This window comes from Bacteroidota bacterium (genome assembly GCA_041658205.1).
Classification (GTDB): domain Bacteria; phylum Bacteroidota; class Ignavibacteria; order UBA10030; family UBA8401; genus UBA8401.
This window is the reverse complement of the sequence record JBBAAO010000001.1, coordinates 147,123-166,561: the sequence shown is the minus strand read 5'-3', so window position 1 is coordinate 166,561 and position 19,439 is coordinate 147,123. Positions and strand designations below refer to the sequence as shown.

Annotated in this window: 20 protein-coding genes; 4 read left to right on the top strand and 16 right to left on the bottom strand. The window is 41.8% G+C overall.

Annotation, left to right across the window (positions count from 1 at the left end):
* Positions 1–6: 6 nt before the first annotated feature.
* The 9 genes from WDA22_00630 to WDA22_00590 form a co-directional block, all read right to left on the bottom strand.
* Positions 7–483 carry an NADH-quinone oxidoreductase subunit C gene (locus tag WDA22_00630; GenBank protein ID MFA5831955.1) on the bottom strand — a complete coding sequence of 159 codons (477 nt, stop codon included), beginning with the start codon at positions 481–483 and terminating at the stop codon, positions 7–9.
* A 51-nt stretch (positions 484–534) separates the two neighbouring features.
* Positions 535–1,029 carry an NADH-quinone oxidoreductase subunit NuoB gene (gene nuoB, locus WDA22_00625; GenBank protein MFA5831954.1) on the bottom strand — a complete coding sequence of 165 codons (495 nt, stop codon included), beginning with the start codon at positions 1,027–1,029 and terminating at the stop codon, positions 535–537.
* 9 nt (positions 1,030–1,038) lie between these two features.
* A complete protein-coding gene (locus tag WDA22_00620; protein ID MFA5831953.1) occupies positions 1,039–1,467 on the bottom strand; it encodes an NADH-quinone oxidoreductase subunit A in 429 nt (142 codons plus the stop codon).
* 115 nt (positions 1,468–1,582) lie between these two features.
* Positions 1,583–2,272, bottom strand: a complete 690-nt coding sequence (locus WDA22_00615) for a tetratricopeptide repeat protein (GenBank protein MFA5831952.1) — start codon at positions 2,270–2,272, stop codon at positions 1,583–1,585.
* An 80-nt stretch (positions 2,273–2,352) separates the two neighbouring features.
* Positions 2,353–2,913 (bottom strand): universal stress protein, encoded by a 561-nt coding sequence (locus tag WDA22_00610; protein ID MFA5831951.1) that lies wholly within the window; start codon positions 2,911–2,913, stop codon positions 2,353–2,355.
* Positions 2,873–3,448, bottom strand: a complete 576-nt coding sequence (locus WDA22_00605) for a cyclic nucleotide-binding domain-containing protein (protein ID MFA5831950.1) — start codon at positions 3,446–3,448, stop codon at positions 2,873–2,875. Before WDA22_00605 ends, WDA22_00610 begins: the two co-directional genes overlap by 41 nt.
* A 70-nt stretch (positions 3,449–3,518) precedes the next feature.
* Positions 3,519–4,436: a branched-chain amino acid transaminase gene (locus tag WDA22_00600; protein ID MFA5831949.1), complete on the bottom strand. Its 918-nt coding sequence runs from the start codon at positions 4,434–4,436 to the stop codon at positions 3,519–3,521.
* A 75-nt stretch (positions 4,437–4,511) separates the two neighbouring features.
* A complete protein-coding gene (locus WDA22_00595; GenBank protein MFA5831948.1) occupies positions 4,512–5,630 on the bottom strand; it encodes a hypothetical protein in 1,119 nt (372 codons plus the stop codon).
* Positions 5,631–5,703: 73 nt separating this feature from the next.
* Positions 5,704–6,900 (bottom strand): pyridoxal phosphate-dependent aminotransferase family protein, encoded by a 1,197-nt coding sequence (locus WDA22_00590; GenBank protein ID MFA5831947.1) that lies wholly within the window; start codon positions 6,898–6,900, stop codon positions 5,704–5,706.
* A gap of 103 nt (positions 6,901–7,003) precedes the next feature.
* Between WDA22_00590 and WDA22_00585 the strand changes: the two genes are divergently transcribed.
* The 4 genes from WDA22_00585 (at position 7,004) to WDA22_00570 (ending at position 11,185) form a co-directional block, all read left to right on the top strand.
* Complete coding sequence (locus WDA22_00585) at positions 7,004–7,996, top strand: NAD-dependent epimerase/dehydratase family protein (GenBank protein MFA5831946.1); 993 nt, start codon at positions 7,004–7,006, stop codon at positions 7,994–7,996.
* Between the two features lie 91 nt (positions 7,997–8,087).
* A complete protein-coding gene (locus tag WDA22_00580; GenBank protein MFA5831945.1) occupies positions 8,088–9,398 on the top strand; it encodes a hemolysin family protein in 1,311 nt (436 codons plus the stop codon).
* Entirely contained in the window at positions 9,395–10,813 is a 1,419-nt protein-coding gene (locus WDA22_00575) for an undecaprenyl-phosphate glucose phosphotransferase (protein MFA5831944.1), read from the top strand. The genes WDA22_00580 and WDA22_00575 overlap by 4 nt, the downstream gene beginning before the upstream one ends.
* Before the next feature lie 78 nt (positions 10,814–10,891).
* A complete protein-coding gene (locus tag WDA22_00570) occupies positions 10,892–11,185 on the top strand; it encodes a hypothetical protein (protein ID MFA5831943.1) in 294 nt (97 codons plus the stop codon).
* 1 nt (position 11,186) lies between these two features.
* Here WDA22_00570 and WDA22_00565 read toward each other — a convergent pair whose 3' ends face one another.
* The 7 genes from WDA22_00565 to WDA22_00535 form a co-directional block, all read right to left on the bottom strand.
* On the bottom strand, positions 11,187–11,966 hold the full coding sequence (locus tag WDA22_00565) for an energy transducer TonB (protein MFA5831942.1): 780 nt from the start codon (positions 11,964–11,966) through the stop codon (positions 11,187–11,189).
* 1 nt (position 11,967) lies between these two features.
* Positions 11,968–12,375 (bottom strand): biopolymer transporter ExbD, encoded by a 408-nt coding sequence (locus WDA22_00560; protein ID MFA5831941.1) that lies wholly within the window; start codon positions 12,373–12,375, stop codon positions 11,968–11,970.
* Between the two features lie 33 nt (positions 12,376–12,408).
* Complete coding sequence (locus WDA22_00555; GenBank protein ID MFA5831940.1) at positions 12,409–13,125, bottom strand: MotA/TolQ/ExbB proton channel family protein; 717 nt, start codon at positions 13,123–13,125, stop codon at positions 12,409–12,411.
* A gap of 84 nt (positions 13,126–13,209) precedes the next feature.
* Positions 13,210–13,809 carry an SPOR domain-containing protein gene (locus WDA22_00550; protein MFA5831939.1) on the bottom strand — a complete coding sequence of 200 codons (600 nt, stop codon included), beginning with the start codon at positions 13,807–13,809 and terminating at the stop codon, positions 13,210–13,212.
* 40 nt (positions 13,810–13,849) lie between these two features.
* On the bottom strand, positions 13,850–15,607 hold the full coding sequence (locus WDA22_00545) for a hypothetical protein (GenBank protein ID MFA5831938.1): 1,758 nt from the start codon (positions 15,605–15,607) through the stop codon (positions 13,850–13,852).
* Complete coding sequence (locus WDA22_00540; GenBank protein MFA5831937.1) at positions 15,604–18,606, bottom strand: tetratricopeptide repeat protein; 3,003 nt, start codon at positions 18,604–18,606, stop codon at positions 15,604–15,606. Before WDA22_00540 ends, WDA22_00545 begins: the two co-directional genes overlap by 4 nt.
* A gap of 140 nt (positions 18,607–18,746) precedes the next feature.
* Positions 18,747–19,370, bottom strand: coding sequence for a hypothetical protein (locus WDA22_00535; GenBank protein ID MFA5831936.1), 624 nt, complete (start codon positions 19,368–19,370; stop codon positions 18,747–18,749).
* Positions 19,371–19,439 lie beyond the last annotated feature (69 nt).

Below are 19,439 nucleotides of genomic sequence, written 5' to 3'. Positions count from 1 at the left end.
AATAAGTTAATACGGAACTTTCATTCCATTGTAAAATTCAGGTGTTTGATAATCTTTCCGTAACGGATGTCCTTCCCAATCGTCCGGCAGTAAAATTCTTCGTTGATCAGGATGTCCGGCGAAGTTGAGTCCAAACAAATCGAATGCTTCACGTTCATGCCAATTGGCTGATTTCCAAACAGACTCAACGGATGGTACATTCGGATTTTCCGTCGGCACTTCTACTTTCAACACCATCTTATGTCGATGTACCATAGAATAGAGATGATACACAACGCCAAGTTTCCCCTTGTAATCCACACCGGAGAGACACATTAAATAATCAAACTGTAACTGTTCGCTGTTCTTTGCGAATTCGGAAATTTCTTTGATGGTTTCAGGTTGAATTTTGATGAATGGATCAGCAACATTCTCAAGTTTTGCTTCGAGAACTGCTTCGGGGAATTGTTTCTTGAAGAGGTCGTGAATTTCTTGTGCTGTCATTTTTTTTTCTAGATTTTCCAAATCTTTAAGATTTGGAAAATCTTAAATTATTTACACTGCTTTTTTCTGGACGGAACTTTCGTTACGGATCTTTTCCTGCAACTTAATCAATCCTTCAATTAACGCTTCCGGACGTGGCGGACAACCCGGCACATACACATCAACCGGAATTACGCGGTCAACTCCTTTGAGGACATGATATCCATGTTCCCAATACGGACCGCCGCAATTCGAACAGCTTCCCATAGAGATGACATACCGCGGTTCCGACATCTGATCATATAAACGTTTAATACGTGATGCCATTTTTAGCGTAACGGTTCCAGAGACGATCATCACGTCGCATTGACGCGGCGTTGCGCGCGGAATTACACCAAAGCGCATCATGTCAAAATTGGATGCCGATGCCGCCATCATTTCAATGGCGCAGCATGCAAGGCCGAACTGCATCTGCCAGAGCGATGAAAGACGCGCCCAGTTCAACAAATTATCCATCGTTGTAACAACGATGTTCGAGTTTTCAAATTTTTGGTCGAGTAATCCCATAAAATATTTTTAGTTCAATACTGTTTCTTCGTGTTCTTCAAAAACGGGTTGTTTTGATTTCGGTAAAAATTGCGGAATTGGTTTGTCCCATTCAAGATCTCCCTTTGCCCATACGTAGATATAACCGACGATGAGAATTCCAAGGAAGACGAGCATCTCTACAAATGCGAACATGCCGAAGTCTTTGTATACCAGCGCCCAGGGAAAAAGAAAAACAGTTTCCACTTCGAACACCAGGAAGATCAACGCGACGACATAAAATCGAATATTAAATTTAACATGTGGAGCACCGATGGGAATTTCACCGCATTCATATGTGGAAAGTTTTTCCGCATATGGCCGCCGCGGCCGAAGAAGTGAAGATGCAATAAGTCCGCCGGCTGTGAAGAGCGCACCGACGATGAAAAAAGCGAGAATGTTTCCAAATTCTGTGAGCATAATGTTTTTGAATGGTAAAGATTCAGAACCGGATGTATTTAAAACAAAACTGCGTCGTAAAGTGCAATTGAGCCCCCTGCGACGCAGTTAATACTAAAGAGAAAAAACGATTTGCTTATCCTCGTAGTTCGTCCAAATATCTCTCCGCATCCCTTGCTGCTGCCGAACTCGAATGTTCTTTCTTGATTAACTTATACAGTTCAATTGCTAGTTCCTTGTTGCCAGCTTTAGCGTAATTCCGAGCGGCATTTGCCAAATACTCCGCTGTGTTCGGATCATTTGCGTTCGATTTTCCGGCTTTCTCAAAATATTTTGCAGCATCAGCATGATTCAACTTTGCTTCATAACATGCTGCTATTCCGGCTACTCTCGATGCTTCCAAAATCGGCGCATCCACACTTGCGTCATCGTACGCTTCCATCGCTTTATCATATTCACCGGTATTAAAGTAACTATTTGCAAGATAAAATTGTGCAATGTTACCATACTGCGTTGAGCCGTAATCACTGACAATGGCTTGTAACCCACGAACATTTTTTTCCGGCACTCCGTTGATCGCTAATTGATATTGTCCGTTATCGTAATAGGAAAATACCTTTGCAAATTCGTTTGCCGCTTTTTCGTTGTTCGTCCGGTTATTGTTGATGTAAAACCATCCGCCGGCGATAAGAACTACAATTGCTATGCCAACATTGGTAATAAGTTTCTTATTTGTCTCATACCATGAAACCGCGTTTTCATACGTAGTAATAAGGTCGTCTTGTTTCTTTACCCGCTTTGCGAGCTCTTTCTGCTTTTTTAACATCGTCTCTTCAAATCAAAAGTGAAAAAATGTGAATTAATTGTCCTAAATATACGAAAGTTGTCTGCGTTCAGCAAGAACTCTTATGCCCGTTCATCGATAAAATCATGCTCTTCTGACCGAACAACTAAGACCGGACATGGTGCTTTTCGGATAATTTTCTCCGCTGTGCTGCCAAACAGGATATGCTCAACGCCAGTTCGTCCATGCGTCGCTACAATAATCATATCTACTTCCTGTTCCTTTGCAAATGTTGTTATCTCTACGAATGGAATTCCGGAACCAACCATTGTCTGTGTATTCAACGTCTTCGGCACAACAGCATCGATCAATGCACTCATTTCGCTGATTGCTTTCTCATGCAATTCTTTTTCCACATCAGGAAATCCAACTTGGCCAAAACCAAAGTCCGATGGATAGATTGTCGGTTCAACAATGTAGACTAAAATAAGCGACGCATTAAATTGTTGTGCAAATGGAATTGCATATCGAAGCGCTTTTTTGGAATTATCCGAAAAATCGATCGGAACAAGTATCTTTTTTAGTCCAATCGCTCGGGTTGGACGAAGTGCATCTTTTTTGGTGACAGCACGACGCGTTGGTTTAGGACTTTGTTTCTTTCTTTTTGGAGCTGGCTTTTTCATCGCTCGTCTCCTTCTGTTGTTTAAGTTGTTCAAGTTCGCCGCGAAGTTTCGAGAATTCGTTGTTCATATTTCGCAAGCGCTCACCGATCATTTCAGCAAGTTTTACAACAATCTTCAGTCCGGTCTTCGGAGTTTTTTCGATGATCTCAAACAGGTCCGGACGAAAAAATCCGATCAACTCCGAATCTTCTTTGATCACCACCGAAGCGGAACGGGGAGATTCATCAAGCAAAGCAATCTCACCAAAAAAATCTCCGTTGTTCAGAGTAATAATCTCTTTTTTGGTTCCATCTTCACCGGCAACAACTACACCGACGGAACCTTTTTCAATGACATACATACCAAGACCGGGGTCGCCTTGATAGAATACAAATTCATCCTTCACATACTGTCGCCGATGAACAATCGAAGCAACCTGACGAAGTTCTTTTGGCTCAAGTTTTTCAAAGACCGGAATCTTTGAGAGCATCTCTTCAACAGATGCCGGCTTGATCTTAGATTTGAAAACTTCCTTGAATGCGAAATCTTTCCCCATACATTTCTCGTTGATTCATAAAAAGGCAGTGTCCTATATCGATGAAGAGTCGGACATTGCGGGTGAGTAATCAAATGAAATCCAACCAGCCGTGCAGATCATTCCCGCCTTCAATAACATCAAAAAATCGTTTCTGTAATTCGCGAGTGATCGGCCCAGGTTTTCCGGTTCCGATAGTGATCCTGTCAACAGAACGAATCGGGGAAATTTCCGCCGCTGTTCCCGTAAAGAATACTTCGTCCGCAAGATAGATAATTTCACGCGGTAAATTTCCTTCCACCACAGGAAACCCTGCATCTTTCGCAAGTTGAATGACGGATGCGCGGGTAATTCCCGGAAGAATCGCATTGACAAATTGCGGTGTATAAATCACGCCGTTGCGGATGATAAAAATATTTTCGCCGCTTCCTTCCGATATCTGTCCGTTCACATCAAGAGCAATTCCCTCTTCATAGCCATCAACACGAGCTTCCATTTTCATCAGCTGCGAATTGAGATAGTTACCGCCTGCTTTTGCCATCGTCGGGAACGTATTTCCCGCTGCACGCTGCCACGATGCAAAACGAACATCAATTCCTTTTTCAAGCGCTTCTGGTCCGAGATATTTTCCCCATTCCCATACGGCAATCGTCAGATCCACCGGGCAGCCCATAGGATATACGCCAACATCACCATATCCACGATATGCGATCGGTCGAATATAACATGATTTTAATTTGTTTGCTTTAATTGTTTCTTTGTTTGCCTGCATTATTTGATCCACGGTGTATGGGATCTCGGCACGATACAGTTTTGCAGAGTCGCACAATCGAACGATATGTTCTTTATGTCGAAAGATTGCAGAACCTTTTTTTGTTTCGTAACAACGAATTCCTTCAAACCATGAACTTCCGTAATGAATCACATGCGACAACACATGAATTTTTGCATCATTCCAATCGATGAGTTTCCCATTCATCCAAATTTTTTCAACAGGTTTAACAGCCATTGTCTTCCTCAGAATTTATTATTGTCAAAAACTAGTGTAGCTATAAAATACGAATTACTTGTGTTGCAGTCACTATTAAATTTCCTGCTGATAGATTCTGTACGTTTTATATCGCTTCCCTTGCATCGCTTCAGCGGCACGGTTCATCATTACGTTATCTTCGAGGATCCAGCTTGCTTCACCGTATTGATATCCAAGTCGTTTTGCGCGAACGGCGGTCTCATAGAATAACACACCTGCGGCTCCGGATTTTTGATATTCCGGTATCACACCGAGAACAATAATTCTGACGAGATCGATTTTTTTCTTGAAGACTAACAAACGCAATAATCCGCCGAGCAATCCACCGTTCCGATTTGCTTTCAATCGAACATTAATATCGGGAAGCGAAAGGCCAAAACCGACCATTTTTCCTTTGGATTCTGCAATCAACACGAGCTCAGGTTCGACAACCGCTTTCAGATCATCCGCCAATGCGTCAAATTCTTCATCCGTCATTGCCACTGCACCCCAGTTATATTGCCAGGCAGCATTATACACTTCCTTAATTCGTCGGACTTCATTCTTAAAATCCTTCATATTGATTGGTCGAAACGTAAGACTATTTCGTTGTTTTACAATCTCATTCGCGCGATTGAACTTATCCGTATAGACAGAATTTTGATTCAGAATATATGCGTAAAGATCCTTCTCTTTTTTTAGCCCATAATTCAGAATGAGCGTTTCATAATATTGAGGATTATACGTCATCAGAACAACCGGAGGTGAATCGAAACCATTCACCAGCAATCCATATTCGTCATTGACAGATGGATTTGCCGGTCCGCGCATTGCATTCATTCCTTTTGAAAGAAGATATTTTTTCGCTTCGTCAAAGAGTGCATTAGCAACTTCTTGTTCATTCACGCATTCAAAAAATCCGAAGAAACCGACTTTGTCGTTGTGTTCTTTGTTATGATTATCATTCACAATCGCACCAATACGGCCGACAACTTCCCCATTCCGTTCTGCAAGGAACAATTCCATATGCGAATGTTTGTAAAACGGATTTTTCTTTTTATCGATCAACTTTTCGCGATCCATTCTTAGCGGCGGAACCCAGTTGGGATCGTTTTTGTAAAGAGAATAAATGAAGTCGATAAATTTCTTCGTATCGGCTGCGGATTGCACGGAACGAATGGTAAAATTTGCCATAGGTTTTCTTTCCATAAAAAAACCACGCTGATCATCTGATGATCGGCGTGGTTCAGTGGTGATCTACATACTGTTAACTGATAACGCCAAGTTTTTTTCCGATAATGCCAAAAATCTCAATAATCTTGTCGAGATGTACATTCTCGTGAGTAGCCATATAACTCGTCCGCACCATTTCCATTCCTGGAGGAACGCCGGGGCGAACAAATGCGTTGACGAAAACACCAGCTTCGAATAATTCCTTCGTGAAAACAAGAGTTTTCTCCGTATCGCCGATAATCACCGAAACGATTCCCGTTTCTGGTTGACCGACAACATGGAATCCTAATTTTCTTAACCCTTCTCGCACTCGGTCTGCATTGTTATGCAGTTGAGTTACAAGTTCTGGATGCGCCTCTATAATATCAAGCGCAGCAAGTGCTGAAGCAACAGATGCCGGTGTTGGGCTTGCTGAAAAAATCAATGCGGGAGAAGAATGTTTAATGTAATTAACAACGGATCTTGTAGAAGCGATAAATCCTCCCAACGATGCAAAGGATTTGCTGAATGTTCCCATCGTAATATCAACATCCTTAGTCAGTCCAAATTTACTTGCTGTTCCGCGTCCGCCGACACCGACAACACCGGTTGCATGTGCATCGTCGCACATTATTCTGGCATTATACTTTTTCGCAATGGCAACAATGGATGGCATATCCACGACTTCGCCGCTGGTGCTAAACACTCCATCAGTCACAATCAATTTCCCGGCATCGGCTGGAAGCTTGGAGATTACACTCTCGAGATGTTTCATATCATTATGCTTATATCTAACTACTTCTGCAGTCATACCAATAGCCATCATGTTTGCCATAACGATGCATGCATGATTATCTTTGTCCGAAACAATATATTCACCACGCTGAACAAGTGTAGGAATTATTGCCTGCGCAGTTTGATAGCCAGTTGAGATCAACAACACATCTTCATAACCGAGAAATTTTGCAAGGCGTGCTTCAAGCTCATTGTGCAAATCAATCGTTCCAGTAAGATATCGTGATCCCGAACAACCTGTTCCGTACTTCTTCACGGCATTGATTGCCGCTTCTTTCACTTTGGGATGTGCGGTCAGTCCAAGATAATTATTTGAACCTGCCATAATAATTTTTCGTCCGGCCATTTCTACGATCGGACCTTCGTTAGCTTCGATAGGACGGAAATACGGATAGAGGCCGGCAGCTTTTACTTCATCTGCGCGGGTAAATTCAATACATTTTTGAAATAGATCCAAGGGAAAAACTCCTTTTTTGACACTGATATTGGTATATTATGTGTGTTGAATATACTTTAACATCAAACGAAATGCAATTTCAGATTCTTGAAAGAGATTTTCTATGACTTCAAAACCGATCGCCTTTGTTACAGGAGGAACCGGATTTATCGGCAGCCATCTAATTGACAGATTACTTTCCAAGGGATACCACGTGCGAGCGTTGGTTCGCAATCCTAAAAAACTCGGATTTTTGGAGAACCTTCCGATCGAGATTGTAGAAGGTGATTTGTTCTCCACTGCAGCATTGGAAAAAGCGATCGAAGACTCTCATTACGTGTATCATGTTGCAGGATTAGTAGCGGCAAGATCGAAAGAGGAGTTTTATCGTGCAAACCAGGATGCAACTCGCAATATGATCGAGATTACTGCTCGCGTTAATCCCACTATCAAAAAATTCGTTCACATCAGCAGTCAAACGGCTGTAGGACCCGGAACAGGAATGACACCCGTTACGGAATCTACTTCTCCGCATCCATTGACGACTTACGGAAAGAGTAAACTCGCATCTGAAACAGAAGTCTTAAAATTTAAGGAAAAAATTCCGGTAACAATCCTGCGTGTTTCGGCTGTTTATGGACCAAGAGACACGGCGACGTTTGACTATTTCAAATCTGCCTATATGGGATTGGAACTACTGATCGGATTCCATGATACGTACGTCAGCCTTGTTCATTCAACAGATCTTGTAAGCGGAATAATTCTGGCGGGCGAAAAAGAAATCTCAAACGGTCAGACTTATTTTCTTGGAAGCGAACAATACTATACATGGAATGAAATCGGTTATGTGACAAAAAGTGTCTTGAATAAAAAATTATTCCGTGTCCGTGTTCCAAAACCGTTGGTCTTTATGATTGCGGGAATTTCCGAACTGGCATCGAAATTTAAAGAAAAACCTTCCGTGCTCAATTATGAAAAAGCATACGATCTTATTCAAGATAATTGGTGTTGCGACATTTCGAAAGCGAAAAAAGAACTTGGGTATCGACAAGAGGTAACTTTAGCAGATGGTGTGAAGGAAACGATCAAGTGGTATCTTGATCATTCGTGGATGTAAAATTGTCGAATTTTACAGTTTTTTGCAAAGCGCGGAGACAATCCGCGCTTTTATTTTTATTTCTCCTCTGTTGTTTGTACTTTATCATATGATGACTGTAACTATTGAAATATTTTTCATTTTTTGTCTTATTATTCTTAACGGTGTTTTCGCACTTTCTGAAATTGCCATTGTCTCTTCACGCAAACCCCGTTTGCAGCATCTGGCAAACAAAGGGAATCTCAGAGCTAAAGTTGCGCTCGAACTGGCAAATAGACCGGATCATTTTCTATCAACGGTTCAAGCTGGGATCACTCTTGTAGGTATCCTTGCCGGTGCTTTTGGAGGTGCAACGCTTTCTGAATCCGTTGCATTATATATTGTGCAATTCCCATCACTTACAGAGTACTCAGTACCAATTAGTCTGGCCATTGTGGTAGTCTCCATTACATATCTCTCACTCATCGTTGGCGAGCTGATACCAAAACAACTCGCATTGAAGGATCCAGAACGTGTTGCATGTCTCATCGCCATACCAATGCGGACTCTCTCCGTTGCAATGTATCCAATTGTGAGATTTCTGACATTTTCGACAAATATTATTATCCGAACATTTGGGATCAAAGACAGCACAAACCCGACAGTTACCGAGGAAGAAATTAAGGTGATGCTGGAGGAAGGGACAAAAGCAGGCACCTTCAATGAAGTTGAACAGGAGATGGTAGAACGAGTATTCCGCCTTGCCGATCAAAGTGTGAATGCATTGATGACCCCCCGAACGGAGATTATCTGGCTGGACACTGAGGATACACTTGAAGAAAATTTTAAGAAAATCAAAGAAAGCTCTCACTCATTCTTTCCAGTGTGCAAAGGGGGGATTGATAATGTTCTCGGTGTGGTTCATGTAAAAGATCTTTTTTCTGCGACCATGGATAAGAACATCGTTTCACTTGAACAGCATTTACGCAAGCCTCTCTACATTGTCGAAAATGTTCTGGTGGTGCAGCTGATAGAACAATTCAAAGAATCCGGAACTCATTTTGCTTTTCTCGTGGACGAATACGGCGGAATCCAAGGATTACTCACACTCAATGATATTTTAAAAGCGGTTGTTGGTGAAGAGATCGATTCTACAGACAAATCTAATCCATATGTTGTGCAGCGGACCGATGGTTCGTATTTGATCGATGGAACACTCTTGATCGATGAATTCAAAGAATTATTCAAGATCGATTCCATGAGTGAAGATGAAACAGGAAATTACCAAACGCTGGCAGGGTTTACGATCAACCAAATGGGAAAAATTCCCACAGCAGGTCAGTCATTTGATTGGCGGGACTTACGGATAGAAGTAATGGATATGGATGGCAACAGAGTGGACAAATTACTGATCACGAAAAGAACATCCCCTGAAAAAAAATGAACAAACCGCGCCGTAACGATCTCTTGATCCCGTTTCTTACGTTATTTTTAGACATTGCAGCATTCGAATCGGCATTTCTTCTTTCTTATTGGTTTCGGTTCTTTTCACCTTTAACGGAATATTTTGAAATCACGCTCGGCGTGCCACCAATCGAAAGCTATATTACCGCGTCATTCATTTTCATTCCAATATTTCTCCTTGTATTTCAAACTCGAAAACTTTACGGAGCGCGACGGAACACGCACCTCAGCGATGAATTCTTTGTTCTTGTCAGACTCATCACTGTTAGTATGATGATTATGATGAGTGTTTCATTCTTCTATCGTGAATTTTCTTTTTCACGAGGTGTGTTTATCCTTCTCTGGCTCATTTCCATTTCGACAGTCACCTTCGGCAGATTACTGGTGCTCCGGTTTGAACAATGGTTATACCGGAGAAGAAAAGAATTGAAATCGATTGTGATCGTCGGGAAAAATAAAACAGCCGAACAACTCTATCAACTCTTCACTCATCATCTTGGTTTAGGGTACGAAGTGCTCGGCTATTATGCAGAATCATCGGTTGATGTATCATCGAAGCTTTCCCCATGTCGATATCTTGGTTCCATGAAAAAATTAAGTGACGATATTATCCCGTTACGAATTCAAAGCGCCATTGTAGCTCTGTCCCATCACGAACAGGAAAATTTGCTCGACGTATTACGCAATACGGAAGGAAAAAATATTGAGTTTATGATGGTTCCAGATATGCTTGAATTGATGACAAGTCGAATCCGTATACAAGAAATCGGAGGAATACCTTTCCTTACTGTTAAGGATATTCCTATGTCCACATGGAACAGAATCCTCAAACGCACATTTGATATTGTATTTTCAGGTTGCGCATTGATTGTTGCGTTTCCCGTCATGGCGCTTATCGCTTTTGTGATCAGGGTAACCTCGAAAGGACCTATTTTCTACATCCAAGAGCGAATTGGATTAGATGGAATCATATTCCCACTGATTAAATTTCGATCGATGAGAATTGATGCGGAAAAATATACCGGGCCTGTGCGAAATAAAAAAGATGATAACCGAGCAACACTTATCGGAAGAATCCTTCGGCGAACAAGTTTGGACGAATTACCGCAATTATTTAATGTGTTATTTGGGCAGATGAGCATAGTAGGACCGAGACCTGAACGACCATTCTTTGTTGAACAGTTCAAAGTAAATATTCCAAAGTATCTTGAACGCCATCGCGTGAAAACGGGAATGACAGGGTGGGCGCAGGTGAACGGTATGCGCGGCGATTCTTCGATAGAAGAGAGAACGAAATTCGATATCTATTATGTAGAAAATTGGTCGCTTGTGCTCGACGTAAAAATTATTTTGAAAACCATTCGTGCAGTAATTTTTGCTAAAGATGCCTATTAGGAGTTACCGTTTGATGAACATCATCCGATCACTAGATGAATCTTCGAGATGCACTTGTAAAAACATTGGAGAAGAATAATGATTCCGCTGTTAGTTTTTTATATACACATCATCGCATTCACGGCTGCTTTTACCTCTGAATTTCAAAAAGAGGGGTTGGGTGCGGGATTGCTTTCTGTCGGATTTTTTGTGTTGATATTCTCTGTTGGCTGGTCAATCAGTTCTTTTGTGTTGAAATATGTGATAGCAGAAGCAGGATTTGGATTCTGGCTTAACCGTGACGCTCTTTCGCTGGTGCTGTTAACGATTGCGGAGGGATTCTTTTATTTCTTGTATTTTAGAGATGCGAAGAGGAATGTTGTTCAACACTGAACTATTTCAACGTAAAATTAAATGTAATCGTGCAATCCTGTTCTATTTGAGGTTGAGCACTCAGCAGCGGTTCAAACTTCCATAACTTCACTTTACTGATCGTAACATTCTCCAATCGCGTATCCCCTTTTTGAGCCGGTGTAACAGACCGCACTGTTCCATCTGGTTGAACTCTTACCCGTAATTTAATTTGTGCAGAAATGTTGACATTCGGTGGATATGCCGGAGCATCACCACTCAATAATTTTCTATTTCCGCCTCCTGCCCATTGAACGGCGTACGCAACATTATCACCTAATCCCCCTGCCTCATTTCCGACACCAAAAGGAGTTGCAACCTTCATATTCGATGTACTGGTAGACTTTCCGGCAATGTTATCTCGTGCACCAAGTCCGCTGGAAACAACATTGCTGCGTTGTTCTTGCGCCGAAATTTTTCCGCTTCGACCGGTGTTCGAAGGAATATCCGCACTAACATTTTTTTTATTTTGCTTTACCGAAATAACTTCATCAGGAAGATCAAGATATTTTCGCGAGGGAAGCGCAACAGAGTTATCAGTCTGATCAGCTTGCTGCACTTCCTCTTTCGCCGCAGTTTGTTCCGATGGAATTTCCGGTATGGGTGCCTGCAATGAGGAAATATCTCCCCACGTCATTTCCACAAATTGGGGTTCCGGAATATACTGCTGGAACCGGGAATAAAAAAGGATGACAGCGACAGCGATGTGAAAAAAAAGAGAAACAATCCACCCTGTTTGCAATTCTCGTTGAGAACGGACCATGTTAATTTCCTTCAACAGGCTCTGTGGCAATCAAAAATCTCTGGGCTCCGACACCTTTGGCAAGGTCAATTACTTCTACAGCTTTTTGCAGACTCACTTCTCTATCGGCACGGACAATGATCACTTGTGAACGATTTTGGTCGAGGATAGGTATTAGCTTCTGACCAAGCGTCTCAGTAGTGACCTCCTCCGAATTAATGTATAATCTTCCCGAGGTTGTAATGGTAAGAACGGTTTGGCGATCCGTCTGCGTTTCACTTGTCTGCGCCTTAGGCAATTGTACCTGAATTCCCGGAGACGATACAAACGACGAGGTAATGAGAAAAAAAATCAACAATTGCAGAACGATATCCGTCAAGGATGCATAGTTGAAGTTCGGTTCGATCTTATGTTTTCGCTCAAATTTCATATCGCTTTATTCATCTCTTTCGAGGAAAGAAGATTATTCATCTTTCGGTTCAAAATATTCATCATCAGCAAAAACCGTGCGGGTTGGTCCGGATTTTTTATCCGTTTTTTTCTCCGATAATGTTCCATCCTCTTCAAATTGACCTGTCTTCATCAATGAAAGGAATTCTTCTGCGCTATTTTCAATTTCGAATACAAACCGATTTACCTTTGCAACAAAATAATTATAGAAATAGAGCGCTGGTATTCCGACGATTAATCCAAACGCAGTTGTTAACATCGCTTCCCAAATTCCTGCTGCTAAAATACTCGGATTGACATTTCCACTAAGCTGTTCAATGGTATGAAAAACGGCGATCATACCTGTTACTGTTCCTAGAAATCCTAACATTGGCGCAGTTCCCGCCATATTTGCCAGAACCGAAAGTCTTTTTTCGAGATGGAAAATCTCTTCTTTCCCTGCTAGTTCAATCGCTTCTTTCACCGCCTGATGTCCGTACTTATAATTCAAGACACCATGCTTAAGAATATTCGAAACAGGTGCTTTCACTTTGGAACATGCATCGACGGCACTCACAACATCATTACGCGACAGCGCACTCCGAATTTTTGTCATTAATTGTTTCGGATCAACATTCGACCGAGACAGCATGATATATTTTTCGATGATCACCGCGACTGTGATGAGCGAACACAACAAAATCGGCCACATCACCAATCCGCCCTTCAAAAAAAGTTCTAACAGATTCATTGACGATCCTCGTAGTATTGGTGCATACAAAAATGAATTTCTCCCTCCGAACGGAGGGAGAAGAGAAGAAGGAGAGAGAGAATATTATTTGCCGACTTTAGCAATCACTGGACGGGATTCGAGCATATGCTCCATCTTTTCCAATTGTGCTTTCGCATCTGCTTTTGTTTCAAATCGTCCAACACAGACCCGGTAGTAATTGCCCAACGGTTCCACGAATGCATCAAATCCAGCATCAGTGAATATTTCTGACTGTGTGCGCGCTTTTTCTATAACAGGCCAAGACGAAATCTGCACAGTAAACATTCCTGTGCCGCGAACGATTTGTTTCGACGATGAAGTTTTATTTGATGGTGTACGAGCAGTCGATTCAACTTTCGTCAGATTTTCTTCCAATGCCGGGGCAGGAGTTTCCGTTGCTGCCACTTGTTCTTCTGCTACCTGGGAAGTATCCTGAGTAACCGGTTCATAATTTTCCGTAGGCAAGGCTACAACTTGCGGCGCCGGCTTTTTCTTACCCCACAATTTTACAATTCCAGTGGTATTCAAAATAATTGCTATTGCGGCGAGTGCGACAATTGTGCCGACGATGATAATAACGATCTTTGGAATCCCTCCTCCGCCCCCCGATAACGATGATCCGGCTGTTTTAGGTGCATCACCTTTTACATTTAAGTTTGGCATTGTTGGTTCTCCTTCTGTACTGTGATAAAGTAATTTTCCGTTACCATTGATAACTGATACCGAGCAATAAAAAAATTGTCCGCTCTCGATATCCGTTCCACACATAATAATGCTGATCGATCATATTGTTCAGCTCAGCATGACCGCGGAACTGTTTAAACAATTCCATCTCCGCTTTTACTCCGGTATAAAGATAACCGGAAGTCGTGTGTGTGTTTGAAAAATTCGTGTAACGCGTTGAATTGAACTCCGCAAATGCTTCGGCGTGTAGTCCAAAATCAAAAAAATGATGATACGCCGAACCCACGGTAAACCTCGGAAGATATGGCATCAATCCGATCGAATCTTTTTGACGAACCGTCTGCGTAGAAAAATATGCCGTCACATTTTGTTTTTGGTTCAGACGATACAGCGCAGACAGATCAAACTTTGTTGAACGAATGCCTGAAAGATAAAGAACTTCCCACACTTTTGCACTATCCTTGTCATAGAAAGTGGGATAATTATTGATCTGTTTATAGGTTAATTTTACCGTCGTAGTTATCTCTTCCACTGGTGTGAATTCCATTCCAGCATAGATATTCAAGCGTATATCAGATGGGATCAGTGCGGCATTGAACTTTGAATATCGGTTGTGTTTTATAATAGACGCCAGAGTATTTCGTTCAACGGTCGACGCAGAACCTATATACATGGATCCCTTCTCCGTAAAGGAATATCGCAATTCAAGATTCGGGTAAAACCGCCCAGCCGCCTTGCCTAAATTCCCCCGATAAATGAATTGTTGCAGAGCAAAGGAGATTTGAAGTGCTGGCATGAGCAATTGTTGACCGTCCGTGCGGAGGAAAAACCAATGGCCAGATTGCACCCCGGGTAGATCCATCGAATAGCCGATTGCACGATATTCCGTCTGCCCTCTGAATGATGTTTCGAAAAATCGCGTCGCGGCACTTCCACTCACGAAGAATTCTGCCTCACTTGATTTTCCGGAATCACTCGCAGAAAAATATCCCCATCCCATCCGTGCGGAATAATCAACTCCGCTCAGTGATTTGTATGGGAGTGCGTATCGTGAACCGATTCCTCCGCTGACCTCAATTCCGCTTAAATCGCGCACGCGATACGGCGAACGGGAAGCGAATGCGCGGTATGATTCTCGTCCATACTTTGTTTCCCCATTCAATTGAGCAAACGGAATCAGTGCTGACGATTCCGGAAGTGTATACGATCCCCGCGCTCCGAATCCTCCGCGCCAGAAACCTGCATCAGTCACATGGCCCTGACTTTCGGAATAATATCCATTAACAACAACTGAACTAATCGGATCATACTGCCCGAACCATCCATCAAATTGTGGCGTACCATAAAAACCAAAACCTCCGAAAATTTTACCGTTTAAAGCACCGGGTGTTTTCGTGAACGTTTTAATCTGTTTTGGCGTGAGAGCCTCTCCCACATTCATTGGACGTTCCCCAGGTGTTGGTTTTGCGGGAAAAAAAATCCTCTCCTGTTCATCTTCTGATTTGGATTCGATATTCAAATCAATTTTTTCATTTCCGGTAATGACAAACTCAGGAAGATCAATCTTCGGCAAAGGAGATTCTGACTTAGGCACTTGCACATTCTGTAGATCAATATCTTTCTTTACCGCCTCTTTCTTTTCGGGTTCTTGAGCCAATATGACGCTTATCATAAAACCAGAAAACACCATCATCAATATTATTCTGAATGGAACAGCATAGTGGTGCGTGATCTTCAAATCATTGAAGGGAAGGTGTTGTTTGATTGTTCGTATCACAACTGCTCCAATGATTTCAATTTTTTCTCCGCCGCCGGAACAAGATCTGCAACTTTATTCTGTTTCACCACAAAATTAAATGCATCTTTTGCCTTTTGAATTTGGTTCGTTTTTTCATAGCACTCGCCAAGATTAAAATACGAACGTCCGATCCACTGTACGGCAGCGGGAAACACATAACGCACGCGCAGATAGTTTACAATTGCTTCCGTGAAATTTTTCTGTGTTTGATATGTAATGCCCACGGCATATTGGGCCTCTGCGGCGATCTCATCTGTACGATTGACTGCAACCGATTTAAAATATTCGATCGCTTTCGAATATTGTTCGGATTCTACATTCAACCATCCAAGCGCAAGTTTGCTTCTATCCGCAGCAGTGGTCTTTGCATACTTCGCGAAAGTCTCTTCAAACTTTTTCACAGCCGCAGTCAGTTGACCCGTCCCTTTCAATACCAATGCCTGCTGATACGAAGCTTCGGATGCTTCATTAGAATGTGGATATTCCTCTTCAATCTTCGCATAAGCACTTAAAGCAACATCCGGTTTTCCTCGCTGTGATGACAGTCCGCCGATCTCAAATAACGCCGCACTTGCCACTCTGCTTGTCGGATAGTTATCGGCAGATGTTTTAAACGATTCAAGCGCAGATTGTCCGTTCCCCAGATTTTGATATGATTTTCCAAGCCAAAAATATGCATCGCCGAGAAGTTTACTCTTTGAGAATCGACCAAGGAAATCTTTGTATGCGACAATCGCACTGTCATATTGCTTTTGACCGAAGTAGAGGTCACCTTTCTTAAAATAGAGCTCATCAGCCAAACGAACATTCGGATTCATTTTTACAAAATCATCAATCACAGAGATTGCATCGAGCGGTTTTCCCAATAAAACAAAGCAATATTGCATACCATTGACGGCATCGCTCGCCAGCGGTGAATTTTCGTAATTTTTCACCACTTCGCTGTATGCTGCGATGGCTTCTGGGTAATTTTCAAGATTGTAATATGCGTCGGCAATACTGTATTGTGAACGGGATGCCATTTCACTTTTTGGAAAACTTTTAATCAATTTTTCAAATTCCGTGATCGCTTGCTGATACCGCTTATTTTGGAAATGAATCAGACCGATCCCGTATTGTGCATCATCAACGTACTGCGACTTTGTATATTTTGAGATGAGTTCCGTGAATCGGGCGATGCCTTCTTTATCATTATTAAATCGATATTCGGCATTCCCTACCTGGAATAGTGCATAATCATTGTTTGTCGCCGAAGGATTCGATTTGATATATCCGCGATAGGCTTCACTTGCTTTGTCGTACATCTTTGCGGCATAATAACTATCAGCGGTCCGAAGCTGAGCATCCTGCGTATATTTTTTTGTTGAATCGCTTTCAACGACCTTTTCAAAAGTATTTGCTGCGGGAAGGAATTTACCTTGCTTAAGGTACGACCATGCTAAACCGTAGTGAGCATCAATCTGTTTACCAGGAGGAAGATTGGCAATTGATTCCGCATAATAGCGTTCTGATTCCAAAAATTTCCCAATCTGAAAGTACGATTCTGCAGCCCAGAAATTCGCTTCAGCATTCTGGGGTTGTTTCGTGTTTCGACGTGCGTACTGCTCAAACAATTTTGCAGCATCAGAAAACTTCTTCATCTTATACAACGCCCATGCCTCCTGAAATTGAGCATCGCTTTTCAACGAAGCATTTCCCGTTTCAACTTTTCCGGCTGCTCGGAATGCCGTCAGCGCACTGTCAAATTTTTTCTGCGCCAGGTACGTCTCCCCAACCATTCGATGCGCGTCAGCAATAACGTCGCTCTGTTTAAATTTTGAAGTGATCTGTTGAAATGATTCAAGCGCTTTGTCGTAATCTTTATTCTCAAAATAGATCATTCCGGATTCATACAACGCATTGTCGGAAAATTCTCCGGTAGGACGGGCCAAAACAGTCGAGAGGTAGGTGAAAAGAGCGCTGTCCACATTGCCGTTTAATTGAAGCGATCGCCCTTTTCGAAACATTGATTTATGGGCGATGGCATCATTACCGAATGCAAGCTCGCCAAAGAATTGTGCTGCCAGTTCATATTCCTTTAAATTCAGGAATGTCCAGGCATACGAATATTTAACATCTCGATAAATGACGCTCTTAGAATATTTTTTTAAGAAATCAGCATACCGTTCTTTCGCTTTTGGATAATCGGCAAGACTGTAATACGATTCGCCAATAAGATACTCACTCCGCTGCACTTCTGTGGAATCTGTTAATGTTACCTGCGTCTGCGTGAGATATTCAATGCATTTTTTGTAATCACGTGACTGGAAATAACATTCCCCAATGCGGACTGTTGTTGCGGAGAAGAGATCACTCTCCTTTTTTTCCGTCAATAATTTTTGATACACTTCAATCGCTTTGGAATACTCCTTTTTTCGTTCGTATGTCCATCCGATTGAATACAGTGCATAATCCACTAATCGGTGTTTTGGATACCGTTCATAACTGACTCTAAAGTAGATTTGAGCGTTGGAAATGTCGTTTAATTTAAGAAGACATTCTCCAACCCAATATGCCGCCTCACCGGCTTGGTCATTAAGAGGGAATTTTTCATATGCTTCTTTATAATATGGAAGCGCCTCTTTATATGCTGTCAACGCATAGTTCATCTCACCAAGGCGAAATAACGCATCAAGGCGAAGTTTGTGTTTCGGATAATCGTGAGTGAAATTCTTGAAGATGGAGATAGCAGATTGATACTGGTTCAACCGAAACTGCGATTCGCCGGAAAGGAAAATAGCGTCGGGTCTTTTTACGCTATTTGGATATTGATCAATAAATTTTTTGAACTGTTCGAATGATAACTGATAAAGCTTATCATCAAATAGTCCATAAGCAAATGCATAATCCTGCTCTTCCTGTAGCTCACCGGACGGCTGTTGCGAGTGTAAAATTCCAACAAAAAGCAGAACAAACGTAAATAAAAATAATCTCTTCACAATAACCTCAATTACAAATGGTGCTTAAAGTAATGGTTTTAATTAACCCACTAAACCAATTGTAATTTAAGACTTCAAAACTAGGGAGTCAAGGGAAGGAGAAAAGGATTGTAAAACCAGATATCTCATTTTTCCAATATTTAGGAGTATAATCCACCCGTTGTTTCCATCCAATCCGCTACAGAATCCGTCAACTGTTTTACATTGTCTGAAGAGACATCCAAATATAATTTTGGTAAAATTGACTTTTCTACTAATTCAAACAGTATCTCTTGTTCTTCAAAAAAAATATTGAGGTTGTCATACTGTTTTGGATTTCCTGAAACTTTTAACCGTTTTCGTTTTGCTTTTTCAAAAGATTCGCGAGAGCGGTGACAAAAAACTATATGAAATCCAAGAGGAAGCAGACGTTCTTCAATCCAGCGGAGGTCATAATTCCGTCCGCAATATTTTTGCTGATGCATCATTGTCGAAATGTGAAAACGATCCACAATCCACGAATAATATCGTTGCAGTTCGAACAGACGAAGCCATGTATGGTACGTCTCCATTGCTTGTTGTTCTTCCGTTTTGTCGAAATTGATCAGTCCCCTTCCCCACGGAAAATTTGTAAAAGCGCACCACTCACCTGAGATCAAGGGTGAATGATATTGATATTTTCTGGGGCCGACAATTCGGGGATGTTCATTCAACGCAAACGCGAGATCGGTCTTATGGGTGAGCCGCGTTCCTTCAAGAATTATTTTGGGAGTAAGTTTTGGCAAGAGAAAACTAAAAAAGATATTAGACGACAGATACCAGATTTACAGATTAAAATTCAAATAATTCTCGGT